The organism is Paenibacillus sp. FSL R5-0623 (assembly GCF_037974265.1).
Classification (GTDB): Bacteria; Bacillota; Bacilli; order Paenibacillales; family Paenibacillaceae; genus Paenibacillus.
In genome coordinates this window covers 688,838-702,231 of the sequence record NZ_CP150233.1, presented here as the reverse complement: position 1 = coordinate 702,231, position 13,394 = coordinate 688,838, and the positions used below count along the sequence as shown (strand labels likewise).

At 47.4% G+C, this 13,394-nt stretch carries 13 protein-coding genes; 4 read left to right on the top strand and 9 right to left on the bottom strand.

Features of this window, described 5'->3' with window-relative positions:
- Window positions 1–195: 195 nt before the first annotated feature.
- The gene (locus MKY92_RS03330) at window positions 196–1,464 is read left to right on the top strand and encodes an NAD(P)/FAD-dependent oxidoreductase (protein WP_339299146.1); all 1,269 of its coding nucleotides are present in this window, start codon (window positions 196–198) and stop codon (window positions 1,462–1,464) included.
- A gap of 176 nt (window positions 1,465–1,640) precedes the next feature.
- On the opposite strand, the gene MKY92_RS03325 is transcribed toward MKY92_RS03330, so the two are convergent.
- From MKY92_RS03325 to MKY92_RS03315, 3 genes are all read right to left on the bottom strand, one after another.
- A complete protein-coding gene (locus MKY92_RS03325) occupies window positions 1,641–2,024 on the bottom strand; it encodes a hypothetical protein (protein WP_339299145.1) in 384 nt (127 codons plus the stop codon).
- A gap of 112 nt (window positions 2,025–2,136) precedes the next feature.
- The gene (locus MKY92_RS03320) at window positions 2,137–3,384 is read right to left on the bottom strand and encodes an ABC transporter permease (protein ID WP_339299143.1); all 1,248 of its coding nucleotides are present in this window, start codon (window positions 3,382–3,384) and stop codon (window positions 2,137–2,139) included.
- A gap of 21 nt (window positions 3,385–3,405) precedes the next feature.
- On the bottom strand, window positions 3,406–4,137 hold the full coding sequence (locus MKY92_RS03315; protein WP_339299142.1) for an ABC transporter ATP-binding protein: 732 nt from the start codon (window positions 4,135–4,137) through the stop codon (window positions 3,406–3,408).
- A 194-nt stretch (window positions 4,138–4,331) separates the two neighbouring features.
- Here MKY92_RS03315 and MKY92_RS03310 point away from each other — a divergent pair, with 194 nt between their 5' ends.
- Both MKY92_RS03310 and MKY92_RS03305 read left to right on the top strand, forming a co-directional pair.
- Window positions 4,332–4,625 carry an AbrB/MazE/SpoVT family DNA-binding domain-containing protein gene (locus tag MKY92_RS03310; protein WP_105405851.1) on the top strand — a complete coding sequence of 98 codons (294 nt, stop codon included), beginning with the start codon at window positions 4,332–4,334 and terminating at the stop codon, window positions 4,623–4,625.
- 1 nt (window position 4,626) lies between these two features.
- Entirely contained in the window at window positions 4,627–5,019 is a 393-nt protein-coding gene (locus MKY92_RS03305; protein ID WP_221818669.1) for a type II toxin-antitoxin system death-on-curing family toxin, read from the top strand.
- A gap of 71 nt (window positions 5,020–5,090) precedes the next feature.
- Here the strand turns inward: MKY92_RS03305 and MKY92_RS03300 are convergent, their stop codons facing one another.
- From MKY92_RS03300 to MKY92_RS03290, 3 genes are all read right to left on the bottom strand, one after another.
- Window positions 5,091–6,392: a hypothetical protein gene (locus MKY92_RS03300; protein ID WP_339299141.1), complete on the bottom strand. Its 1,302-nt coding sequence runs from the start codon at window positions 6,390–6,392 to the stop codon at window positions 5,091–5,093.
- Between the two features lie 49 nt (window positions 6,393–6,441).
- Entirely contained in the window at window positions 6,442–7,791 is a 1,350-nt protein-coding gene (locus MKY92_RS03295) for a hypothetical protein (RefSeq protein WP_339299139.1), read from the bottom strand.
- Between the two features lie 207 nt (window positions 7,792–7,998).
- Entirely contained in the window at window positions 7,999–9,330 is a 1,332-nt protein-coding gene (locus tag MKY92_RS03290) for an MFS transporter (protein WP_339299137.1), read from the bottom strand.
- 345 nt (window positions 9,331–9,675) lie between these two features.
- On the opposite strand from MKY92_RS03290, the gene MKY92_RS03285 reads away from it, so the two are divergent.
- A complete protein-coding gene (locus tag MKY92_RS03285; protein WP_017690799.1) occupies window positions 9,676–10,137 on the top strand; it encodes a MarR family transcriptional regulator in 462 nt (153 codons plus the stop codon).
- A 357-nt stretch (window positions 10,138–10,494) separates the two neighbouring features.
- Here MKY92_RS03285 and MKY92_RS03280 read toward each other — a convergent pair whose 3' ends face one another.
- The 3 genes from MKY92_RS03280 to MKY92_RS03270 form a co-directional block, all read right to left on the bottom strand.
- Window positions 10,495–12,000, bottom strand: a complete 1,506-nt coding sequence (locus MKY92_RS03280) for an MDR family MFS transporter (RefSeq protein ID WP_339301668.1) — start codon at window positions 11,998–12,000, stop codon at window positions 10,495–10,497.
- Window positions 12,001–12,272: 272 nt separating this feature from the next.
- On the bottom strand, window positions 12,273–12,845 hold the full coding sequence (locus MKY92_RS03275) for a GNAT family protein (RefSeq protein WP_076254763.1): 573 nt from the start codon (window positions 12,843–12,845) through the stop codon (window positions 12,273–12,275).
- 199 nt (window positions 12,846–13,044) lie between these two features.
- The gene (locus tag MKY92_RS03270; protein ID WP_036614170.1) at window positions 13,045–13,341 is read right to left on the bottom strand and encodes a hypothetical protein; all 297 of its coding nucleotides are present in this window, start codon (window positions 13,339–13,341) and stop codon (window positions 13,045–13,047) included.
- Window positions 13,342–13,394 lie beyond the last annotated feature (53 nt).

The following is a 13,394-nucleotide window of genomic DNA, read 5'->3' as shown; positions in this document are numbered from 1 at the left end:
AATGCCATCTCCTCCTCTGCCTGCACATTCCCTCATGTATTTCTGATTAAAACATAGGCGACAGTATATTACAATATATCCCTTGAGACTCCATAATAGAACTACTCATAACTCCATTATATTTCAGAAAAAGCCAGGAGTAGACACATTTTACGTAAAACAGACAAAATCAATGAAAAAAGAGGGTAATAACATATGTATGATGTCATTGTAATTGGTGGCGGATCTGCGGGTCTGATGGCTTGCGTAGCTGCTGCCGAGCATGGAGCCTCCGTGCTTCTGCTGGATAAAGGAGATCAACTGGGTCGTAAACTTGGCATCTCTGGCGGAGGTCGATGCAATGTAACCAATGCCAAGGAAACGGATGAACTCATCCGACATATTCCGGGTAATGGACGCTTTTTATATAGTTCGTTTCAGAATCTGGACAACCAGGGAATCATGCGTTTCTTCGAAAATCTCGGAATTGCCCTGAAAGAAGAAGACAACGGCAGAATGTTCCCTGTAACCGATAAAGCGAAAACAGTCGTGGATGCGCTGGTAGGAAAGATTGTTTCCCTCGGCGTTGAGATTCGCACCAAAGAACCGGTCAAGGAAATTATTCAGAACGGTCAGCAGGTACAGGGTGTTAAATTGATATCCGGTAAAACCATTCTTGGGCGCTCTGTCATCATCGCTACCGGCGGCAAATCCGTACCCCAAACCGGATCAACCGGAGACGGTTATCCTTGGGCTGAGGCTGCGGGTCACACCATTACAGAGTTATATCCAACCGAAGTGCCCATTGTGTCTGGGGAGAGTTGGATTCAATCCAAAGAACTGCAAGGTTTGTCTTTGAGGGATATCGCTCTATCCGTAGTGGATGCCAAAGGAAAAACGGTCATCTCCCATCGCGGGGATATGATCTTCACGCATTTTGGAGTATCCGGACCCGTCGCACTGCGTTGCAGCCAATTTATCCGCAAGGTTCAGATGAAGTCTGGAAACCCACAGGTCATTATGAGCATTGATCTGTTCCCGGAGCTGTCCTTGGGTGCATTGGAAGCACAGGTGCAACAGGTATTGGAACAAGAGTCCCGCAAGGCTGTCAAAAACATTTTAAAAACATGGGTTCCTGAGCGCATGATTCCCTTAATGATGAAACGGGCAGAGATCAGCGATGACCTTACGTTCCACCATTTTCCCAAAGGTATGTTAAGCACCTTGTGCGGGCTAATGAAAGCTTTTACCTTCCGAGCAGACGGAACGAGATCGCTCAAAGAAGCCTTTGTTACTGGGGGAGGAATCCACTTAAAGGAGATATACCCAAAAACAATGGAATCCAAGCTGCTGCCTGGACTATTCTTCTGCGGTGAAGTTTTGGATATTCACGGCTACACCGGAGGGTATAATATCACCGCTGCTTTCTCCACGGGATATACGGCTGGCATGCATGCGGCTGAATATAAACACGCTAAACTATAATAGAGGTTGTTCAAAAAGTTCGCTTTTGATTACGAATCATGCCTAGTGGCATCATCAGCGAGAATTGCTTCAGATGCCAAAACCCCCGATATCCACTATCTGTGGACGATCGGGGGTTTTGGGTATTGTTCCATTTTAGAAAAATTGGCTCGAACTGCTCTTAGCTTGTGATGCTTCTATGCTTTCACACTGCCTGAAAATCCATCAGCCGAATCATCGTATGTCGGGTCATCGCTATAGTTATGTCTGCCTTGCTCCGTCTGACTTCCCTGGGTTCCGTTCGCATAACCCTCATTCCAGTCTTCATTCACAAGATGAGCCGGAATTGATATATTCTGAAACTGATCCAGCTCTTCCGTTTGCGCGGCAAATACGGCACTTCCTCCATGGGATTGTACAATCTCTACGGCAGACTGAGGATCTTGGCGATCTGTGGGGATGTACAGTTCCAGCGGGCCGGATTGATACGGCTTATATCCCAATTCCTCCAAGGTTGCCCTGGCGGCATTCAACGCTGAATCGTCTGAAAAGTGCACCTGTAGTTCGCTATTATCCATCATCGTTTCTTCCTCCTTGCTACAGCTAATCTCTCATCATCCATAGATGAGATTATTCTTCTATAGCATGGTCAGTTATAGCGCGTGATATGCTCTGACTTAGAAAGTAATTCCTTTAGGCCCTGGTCAGCCGAACCCATCCGGCAATAGATAACACACAGAGTCCAAAGGCCACCGCACCTACAGCTGTCAGAATACCGACCATCCAGCCGAGCCAGGCCAATCCCAGCGTGAATCCCATAAGAATACCAATCGGGACAAACAACATCCGAACCATCATTGAACCTGCAAGATGCAGCGCCTCCGAGTCATATGTTATAAGCTGAACATAGTCGGACGTGGCAAAAACATCCCAGGAACGATAAAACATCACCGTCAACATGATGATTAATAACGCACACACAATGACATTGACCGGAAAAGGTGGTAATGCAACTGCTGCGATGGATAGTCCGCCAAGCTGCAGATATAATTTCATCGTGGCCGAGTTCCTGAAAAATGCCTTGAATGCAATCTCCGCTGTCCGATTCGCAATGGAACGATTGCGTAACAGTTTACGCGGTTTGCGGAAGATGATGGACCGTGTTCGTGGGGCTTTCGGCTTGCTCACCGCCCGGCTTAACATTAGAGCTGTAAGCTGCAGCCTGCTCCGCAGATCCTCCCGCACATCACCTTCAAACGTTCCCTTCATCAATAGCCTCATCTGTCCAACTGTAATTAGAAGAAGCATGATAATTACGATTCCAAAGCTGATTTTCCACGTCTGTCCATACATCCATGATTTCGCATGAATGGTCATGTAACCTATGCCAATGACGAGAGGGATCATCTGAATCCAGCGCCGCCATCCTGTATGTCGAACCTTCGTCATATGTAGTGTTATGGCTTGGAATGAAGCTACTGCACCAAACCAGACAGCCATAAGTGCAATCTGGAGATTCGACATCTCATAGACACGGGACCACAGGGGTGCGGTCAGCGCTGTAATCAGGATCATTTTGCCCAGATGTTGCAGACAGGATCGGTAGAGCCCATGCCTCATTAACGTTCGTATCCATAACGGCCTTGATTTCAGAAACAATACATCCGCTTCCTCCACAAATATCAACACACCACCGGTAAGCATAACCACGTCGATCAGCCCAGTCAGTACGGGGAGCGGTAATCCTGTGGCCCATGCAGGCAGCGGTTTGGTCCACAGACTCGTGTACCATCCAATCAGATAGAGCACACCGGGAACAAGCAGGTATACCCACACTGTCCAATCCACGACGAGTCTGAGATTTTTCATCTGTTCCTTGAAATGTTCTTTGCGTCTTCGTCTGTATAAACGAAGTGGGGTATAACGCTGGGAAGTCTCCATTCTCTCTCACCCTCTCTCTATCTAAGACGTCAGTACATCGAAACAGTCAAACAAAGAAGCTTCCGGCAATCCTGCCGCTTCACGAATCTCATCCAATGTTCCCTCGGCAGCCGATCTGCCCGAAGCAATCAGAATAAACCGATCGCAGATTCGTTCAGCGGTATCCAGTACATGCGTAGACATGAGCACACCCGCGCCGCGGCGACGTTCATCATCCAGTAATTTTAGGAAATCCTTGGTTGCACGAGGGTCCAGTCCGATGAAAGGCTCGTCCACAATATAGATATCAGGTGAAGACAGAAATCCGATCATCAGCATCATTTTCTGCCGCATGCCCTTTGAAAAACTGGCTGGAAGGTCATTCCGAACATGGTCCATACCGAAACGAACCAACAGTTCCTCCGCTCGGGCAACAAAAGCTTCTTCCTCCATTTCATACGCCGCTGCAGCCAGATCAAGATGTTCCCATAAAGTCATATATTCATAAAAAACCGGTTGCTCCGGGATATAGGCATAACGACCATCTCCCCCAATCGTCACTTCATAGTTCGCATGTTCCAGCAGACCAAGAAGCGTTTTGATTGTGGTACTTTTGCCCGCACCATTTGGTCCGATAATACCTACCAGTTCTCCTCGCGCCACATTCATTCGAATATTACGGATGGTCGATTGTCCCGGCTCGTATCCTGCCTCTGTAATATGTACGTCCAATATGGACTCCTGTACTTCCGCACTGTTATATTCCGTTCCCATATCATTCACTCCCTGTTCTAATCAGGCGTTTATTTCATTCTTTAGTTTTATTGTAATCGAGTTACGGGCTGTTTGTTTGATCATTCTGAGCATTTTGAAGTACAAACCATGTTATAATGTTATTACATACTAACATTAATACATACAAATGTATTACTTTCATAAGTTGGATCATACTATAGGAGGAATATATCATGAATGGTGGGGCTCAGATGAAAGAAGAGCATTCCAAAAGAAAAATTCTTTCTCGCAAAATAGGCAAAATGGGAAACAGCTTGGGCATTAGCTTGCCCAAGGTTTTAATTGATAAGCTCCATGTTTCTCAGGGCGATGAGATTGAATTTATTGAAAACAGTCAGGGAGAAATTGTACTAAAAAAGGTTAAACAAATGAAAATACCCGAAAATGTAAGACCCGAAGTACTGGAAGCTTTCTTCGACGTTTTCGAAGAAGATGAGGATATCCTTAATGATTTAAGGGATCGTTAAGATGACCATATTCCTTACCATTGAAGAAGTAGTAGCCGCTCACCATTTTATGATGAAGAAGATGAATGATACAGCACAAGCTGGGGTTAAGGATTCTGCTTTGTTGGATTCTGCGATAAATAGACCTCTCCAAAGTTTGTTTGGAGAGGATGCCTACCCTTCCATATTTGATAAAGCTACTGCCTTATTAGAGTCATTGGTTAAAAACCACTGTTTCTATAACGGAAATAAACGTACAGCTTATCTTGTAACCAAGTCCTTTCTGCGAGTGAATGGCTACCATTTGCAGATGGAACGTAAATATGCAGTTGAATTTATGGTCAAGATTGCCGAAGGCGAGTATACATTTGAAAAGATAGTACGCTTATTAGAAGAACATTCAGAAGAACGCTAGCTCATAAAATGTAAAAAAGAAGCAGGGGTTCCGGATCCCCTGCTTCTTCATATTACAATGAAAATCTCATATTACCGATTTGTCTCCACCACAGAAGTAGTTTCACTCTCTGCATCTGCATTCACATTCAGATCCAGATCCAAAGCGCCACGGCTTTCGTTCGCATAGCTGCTGTTCACGTTACGCTCACGGTCATTCACGCTGTTATTGCGTTCGGATTGAGCCATTGTTGCACTCTCTCCTTCTGCTTTGGCGTTCAGACCCAGATCCAGTGCGCCAGGACTTTCGCTCGCGTAGCTACTGTTCGTGTTACGCTCACTGTCTTTCACGCTGTTAGTACGTTCGGATTGAGCCATCGTTTCACTCTCTCCTTCTGCATTCACGTTCAGACCCACATCCAGTGCGCCGCGGCTTTCGCTCGCGTAGCTACTGTTCGTGTTACGCTCACTGTCTTTCACGCTGTTAGTACGTTCGGATTGAGCCATTGTTGCACTCTCTCCTTCTGCTTTGGCGTTCAGACCCAGATCCAGTGCGCCGCGGCTTTCGCTCGCGTAGCTACTGTTCACGTTACGCTCACTGTCTTTCACGCTGTTAGTACGTTCGGATTGAGCCATTGTTGCACTCTCTCCTTCCGCTTTGGCGTTCAGACCCAGATCCAGTGCGCCGCGGCTTTCGCTCGCGTAGCTACTGCTCGTGTTACGTTCACCGTCTTTCACGCTGTTGTTGCGTTCGGATTGAGCCATCGTTGCACTCTCTCCTTCTGCTTTCGCGTTCAGACCCAGATCCAGTACGCCGCGACTTTCACTCGCATAGCTGCTATTTACGTTACGCTCGCTGTCTTTCACGCTGTTAGTGCGTTCGGATTGAGCCATTGTTGCACTCTCTCCTTCCGCTTTCGCGTTCAGACCCAGATCCAGTACGCCACGACTTTCACTCGCATAGCTGCTGTTTACGTTCCGATCATCGCCGCCTCTTGAATAGTCGCTCATCGTTGTACCTTCTCCCGACACATTGGCATTGAGGCCAAGGCCCAGCTTGCCAGAACTGCTATGCTCAACTGTGTGCTCGGAAGAACGATCATTGTAACGGTTCATACTCTCGGAAGATAAGCCGGCATTAAGGCCAAGATCCAGATTTAATGCTCCGCTTGCACTGGATGAACCTCCGTAGCTCCCATGGCTACCGTAACCTGTGTCACGGTGTCCTGACAGAAGAGATCCCAGCTCCAGGCGCAAACCTGCATTCAGATCCAGATTGCCACTGCTGTTATTGCTATAGCTATCTGCGTAAGTTGCCTGCGAAGCTCCCAGCAATCCAGCTACCAACGTACCCGACAATACCGACAATTTTACCCAACGATTCACTTTTTTCATGATGATATACACTCCTTCTCAATTTTGGTTGAATTAACGCCATTGTTGTCTAAGAGAAAGAGGTATATTGCGGCGGCCGCCCAGGCGGTGCCTGTGACCATTGACTGAACCCATCGAGCCGTTCCATTCGGAAGGCATAATCGTAATCTGGGGTAACCAGACCCGTTGTTGCTCCCGGAAGTGCAGCGGCTGGTGCGATTGCTCCACCTCCAGTTACACCGGACGAACCGGAGCTTGTCCCTGCTGAAGCATTAGCTGCGCCGGGAGAATTTGCTGCAACAGACCAACTGGTTGGTCGTTCTGTGCGAGGCTGCAATGGAGATGTTGCATCAGCATCATCTTGTTTCAGATCGGCTTCCTGGTTACTCTGCACTTGTTCAGTGACAGCTGATTCAGCAGATGTCTGATCTACGAGGAATAACTCGTTATCTGACAAACCTGCATTAACATCGGAATCCTTCTTCAGATCGGTTCCTTCCACAGGCAATGCCTGCGGGACAGCAGGTTGTTCTGGACGTACTTCTGGTTCCGTGGTGACCTCCACCACTTTGCCCGTAACCTGTACTGCGTCCTGTCCTTCCTCAGTGTTCTGTGGTGAAACAGGATCTGCGAGTGCACTCGTATTGGAAGTTTCAACATTCGGTGTTGTGACAACCGTCGACTTTTCCGGAGTGACTACAGGCGGTTCCGGCTTCACACTTGGAATCTCCACCTTTTCCTGATCAGGATTAAGTTCAGCGGATACGTCTGCAACTGGAACTTCTGCTCTCACAGAAGGAAGCTGGACATTTCCCTTACTCAGATCCACTCGGGATGAAGAGATATTGATGGAAGTAACCTCAGGCACATCCACCTTCACGGAAGGTAATTCAACCTTGCCCTGCCGAAGGTCTGTTTTCACAGCAGACGTCTCTGCCTTGATCACCTCGGGTACCTCTGCGGTAACGCCAGGCAAGGAAGCAGTACCTTCGTTGAGGTTCACCTGACTGCTTGATACATTGGCTCTGATCACCGGTGTATCCGCCTGTACAGACGGCAGTTCGACGGTTCCCTTCTTCGCATCAATCCCAATCTCTGATGTTCCGGCCGATCCAAGCGGCGTATCTACGTTCAGCTCAGATACACTCAGCTTACCTGTCGATTCATTCGCTTTGATCGATGGAACTTCAACATCCAGTAGTGGTGTGGATACCGATACCGACGGAGTCAGATTCAACCCGCCATCCGAATCACGTGAAAACAAATTCAGCGACAATCCGCTGGACGGTTTTTCAGAAGATACTTGAGCCTCTTCTGCGTATACATGTGACGATCCAAACTCCAGCATCAAAGTCCCGGCGAGTATAACCAGTGGGATGCTTCCCAGACGTACTATAGATTTTGGTAACTTTACATTCAAGTTGCTTCACCCCCTTTCCGCTAATGCGTTGGTGGGACAAGGGATATGAGTTTTCCCCTAGGAATAATTAGAATACAGGGATTTCTGCCTGTTCCTCATTAAACGTGAAGGCGTTTACTCAAACGCTTTTTAATCAAAAACTTAAAATTTGAAGTAAATTCAAACCTTCATTTCAACTGTTCTAACCTGAGCAGATCCGGCCTGTTTTTAGTCGCCTGCAATCATTGTTTTGGCTGCAATGGAACCATTCAGATCGGCTTTTTCCCCATTACGTTTCATCAAATAAATCAAACCAAGCAGGGTCATCAAAATGCCTGAACAGACAAAAGCCGGCACTACACCAAATGAGGTGACCATAAATCCGCCTACCACCGGGCCCATAATATTACTGGCAGTCATCACGCTACCTACCGTTCCAAATACCCTGCCTGTCATCGCCTCAGGTGTCTGTTCCTGCAACAGGATCTGAAAGGGTACAATCGCAAACCCAATTCCGACACCTGCCAGGGTAAAAAGGGATACTAACAACAGATTGGCACCTAGCCCGGCATGCGGCCAAACCCCAACAATAACTCCGGCTCCGCCGATAACCAGACCCATGAGTATGGTACCCAGACCCATTTTCAAAATATGCCCTGCATGCTTCCACTTCCGTACACTCATCGCTGCAATTAATGTACCTACACCACTTGCTGCCACGCACCATCCCAGTAGATCACTTGAAATTCCTGGAAGTTGTCTGAATAACACCACAGTCTGTGAATCGGCAAATTGCAGAAAAAGTATGGCTGAAGCAAGCAAAATCAGAGACGCTCCTACGTGAGGGAGAGATGCAAGCATGCGAATGCCCTCCTGTGTTTCCTTCCAAAAAGAGCCTTTTGAGCGGTTACGAACACCCCCAGCTGTCTCTTCATTTATTTCTGTTACGTTATGAATTGCAGATTGGATCACCCGAGTTCCAGGAATCCACAATAAAATGATGCCGGAGATCAAAAAAGACGCTGAATCGATAACAAAACACCAGGTGATGCCAAAAGCGGCTACCAGCAGTCCACCAAGCGCTGGACCAATAATTTTGGACATCTGTTCAATGATCGAGCTGATGGATACAGCTTGCGCAAGTTGTTCGTGAGGTACAATCTCCTTCAGCTTTCCGTTTTTGGCCGGAGAGAACATGACATCGAACAGGGATTTGAGGACCAGCAGTATGTAGATGTGCCAGATCTGGTCAGCAAAAATTAACGCACCCACGATGATGATCCGTGCACCATCGGCTACAATCATCAGCCATTTTCGGTTCAGGCGATCTGCAAGTGTGCCTGCAAATGGCCCTGTCAACAGAATGGGTATTGCTGCGGAAAGTGTGACAAATGTGATCTCCCATGGCGTTGCATTCCAGTGGATACCCACGAGGGTCAGGATTGCGAGCAGATGCAGCCAATCACCCAGATTGGAAATGGCCTGTGCCACCATCAATGTTACAAAAGATCGGTTATTCTTCAGCGGTCGTTGTCCTTCAAACGTTAAATCACTTGTCATCCTTCTTCTCCTCCATTATCTTCCAATTCATAGTATGAACTCATTATATAGAGCAGCCCTTGACTCGACCTCCTGCCAGAGGCGGAGAAAAAGCGACATCTGAAGGATGATTTTTTAGCATGATGAATGATCAAATTTTAAATGCTAAAAATGCAAATCTTGTGACATATCGCATGTTTTTCGTAGAAATAGAAGTTTACAATTAAACCATGGCGACAACCTGAATCGTCAAACATAACTAACCAACTTATATAAGTTGAAATACTCTTTTACATGAACAGCATAACGGAGAGAACCCCTCTTCATCATTTCAACTTATAACTAATCTGAAAAGGCGGGATCAGCATGCTGGAATTACAAGAAATCGGAACCGAACGTTCACTTCATCTGTACCGCACCTTGGCCCAGACATTCAAAAGCGTGAATGAACACGCTGTATCCGGAAGCAAAGTGCATGGCTTCAACCCCACCGCATACGGGGTGCTCGAAGTGTTATATATGAAAGGAGCTCAGCCGATTCAACAGGTTGGCGCACAACTTCTGCTGCAAAGTGGTAATGTGACCTATGTGATCGATAAGCTGGAGCAAAAAGGATTGTTACACCGCAAACATTGTCCGCAAGACAGACGTATCATCTTTGTGGAATTGACCGAAGAAGGACAGCGCACCATGGATGATATCTATCCAGGCTATGCGTTGAAGATTGATCGGGCTGTAAGTGGACTAAGTGAGGAAGACAAGGAATTGCTGTCCGAACTCTTGGGAAGGCTTGCACATTCCGCAGACCGTTTATCAGCAAGCAGCTAGAGCGTATCCTTAAACCTGCCGAAAGCCATAGCGTAACTGAATGTTCTGGAGCAGATATGAAGCGGGAGCGCTAACGAACCTGTGACGTCTTATTCAGGGGTTTAAAGTACTCGCAGCATTTTAAAGAATCTGACAAACGCTATCTTTGAATAAACAGCCTTCTACAACGTGTTTTCAGGTGATTTCGGGAAATAACGTGTCTCATGTTCCTTACAATTTAAAAAGAGGAGCAGAAGGTCAAATAAGATATCACTTGCCTGAGTTGGAAGCTGCACTCTAGTCCACTGCACATGTGCCAACAAAAATAACCGGATTTGCCTGACATCGGCGAATCCGGTTTTTCGTATACATCCACTTTTACTTTGAGCCTTGTGGCTGCGGTGGAGCATCTGCATCTTCGGGTACAATTAAACGTTTGCGTAGAGCAAGCGTCGTTACCCACGAGACCAGTGCAATGACAAACATAATCACAAACAGGGAATGCAAGCTTCCTTCCAGCACGTTACGCAGTAGCGCCCATTTATCATCAGATAGCGCTGCATCCGTATGCGGTGCTAACAGTTCATTCAGATCATTCTCCGATATTCCAGCCTCAGCCAGATTCTGTTCATTCGATAACGTGGAGATCCGATAGTTCAACCAGGTACCAAAAGCCGCTGCACCAATCGTCTGTCCCAATGTACGCATGAACGTATGCAGTGCGGTAGAGGAGCCACGCTCCTTATACCCTACAGAAGACTGCGCAATAATGGTGAAGATCGTGAACGCAAATCCGAAGCCGAGACCATAAATAAAGGTCAATATAAATAGCACAGCCTGCGGGGATGTCCCGCCCACCAGAAAGAGTCCACCCGACCCAATCGCAATTCCGGTTAATCCAATCAATGCGGTCATACGTGATCCAATCTTCATCAACAGGCGGCCTGCCAACACACTACCAATGAGCCAACCCACTGACATCGGCGCGAGCAGCAACCCGGATTCCGTCGCATTACCTCCCCGAACCCCCTGCACCCAGAGCGGCAAATAACTGGTCAGGCCGATCATCAAAGTACTGGTCAGCAGTCCGGCGATATTCGCCACACGGATGTCCCGAATTCGGAACAAATGTAGTGGAACCATAGGGGCCTGAGCTCTTTTTTCCACCACGAAAAATAAAATGATAAACAGAGCGGCGACCACACTCAGCACAACAATCAACGGAGAACTCCAGGCATAATACTGCCCACCCGCCGACAGGACGAATAACAATGCAGTAATGCCCACCGTGAAGGTCAGTGCACCGACATAGTCAATTTTGGCCGTACGCGGCGAGATATCTTCCTTCAGATAACGAAATACAAACCACATCGCAAGCAGACCAAACGGCACATTAAAACCAAAGATCCACTGCCAGCCCAGATTATCAACAAAATAACCGCCAAGCAGCGGTCCAGCCAGAGAGGAAATACCCCACACGGAGCTAATCCAGCCCTGGATTTTGCCACGTTCTTCAATGGCGTAGATGTCCCCGATAATCGTAAATGTAACAGGAACTACCGCACCCGCACCGATCCCTTGTATTGCACGAAAAATAATCAACTGCTCCATGTTCTGCGACAGGCAGCACAAAAGTGAACCCAGTAAAAATAAGGCACAGCCAATCAGAAATACAGGCTTTCGTCCATACAAGTCACTGATTTTGCCAAAAATGGGCGTACTCACAGCCATCGTCAACAGATATGCGGTGAAAATCCAGCTCAGCAGCTGTACACTCCCCAGCTCACTGACAATGGTCGGCCCTGCCGGACCAATTACGGTGCCTTCAATCGCTGACAGAAATGTCGCGAGCAACAGCCCCGTCAAGATGAAACTGCGCTTCAAACCTCCAGTTGCATTCACACAAACCCTTCTCTCTTCGTTTCTCTATATAATTGGTACGTTAATTTACACATCTACTACGAACCAGAACAAGCTTCCGATCGCTGTTATCCCCAGATTTTTTCTTCTCCTCTCTAAAGGAGAAATCCGGTGATAGCGTATGCTTCCGATGTAGCTTTCTTTCAGAAAGCTTTAAAGGCGAACGCTTCGCTTCTCCAGCTTTGTTCTGTTTCTTCGTTTACGTGTAATTTAAAAGCAATTATCTATTGTCTCTTTTATTTGCCTTTCTTACGAAGGAACTCATCATACAGCATCGAATACATCACCATATCCTTGTATCCGGTGGACGTATGTTGCACCTGTCGTAGCAACCCTTCTCGCGTGAAGCCACGGTTTGTCAAGAACTCGCCGGAAGCCAGATTACGCGGATCAACCAGCGCTTCAATTCGATTAAGACCCATGGTCTCATACCCGAAGGGCAGCAATGCCGAGAAAGCCTCTGTCATATAACCGTGGCGCCAATAGTCACGTCCTAGCTCATAACCGATCTCACCCCGGAATGCGCCTTCAAGCTGCCATGTGTTAAAGCCACAGCTACCAATGAGCTTGCCTGTTTCTTTGAGTTCGATCCCCCACCGGATCGCATCCTCTTCTCCTGCCATTTGGTTGAGCAGTCCAATCATGTCTGCCGCTTCGCTTGTCCCAATCATGGGCGCAAGATTCATGTAACGGGTCACCTCCCGATCTGACCAGCATGCGAACATCTGGGCCGCATCCCGGCGACGCATTTTACGCAGACGAAGCCGCGCAGTCTCCATTTCGGGAATTCTTCCTTTGCATTTATACATATAAAGACACTCCGATCCGATCTATCTCCGCAGACCATAATATTCACTAGTCATCTAATCATAACCTGCGCCGAATGGCAACTATTCAGTCATGGACACATGTCAAAAAACCGGGCCAATTTCGCTCCCGGTCTTGTTGTACGTATGGAACAATTCAAAGTTTGAGTGAATTACGGAATCATGGCTTGTCCAATGAATTTTAAGCTTTGGACGTTTTCTTGCCCTTCCCCAGTAATTCATCGCTAACCCGGCCAAACACAGCCGTGATTTCCTTGAATTCTTCGATGCCAGTCCCGGTTAGGCTCCATTGGTCCCCGTGGGCGGTCAGGAAATTCTCCTGTGTCAGGTGTTCAAGCTCCTGCTTGATCTCCCGCTCTCCAACGCGATATCCCCGTTCTTCCAATAGGGGCAGTGCCTCGCTAACGTTCAAATCCTGATTTTGCGCGAAATATAGTAGATGAATCCGTACAAAAAGATTCTGTACCTCTGCATGCATAAGCCAAGCTCCTTCCCGGGTTATAGCCCTCCGTGGTTGCTAAGTAATTACCC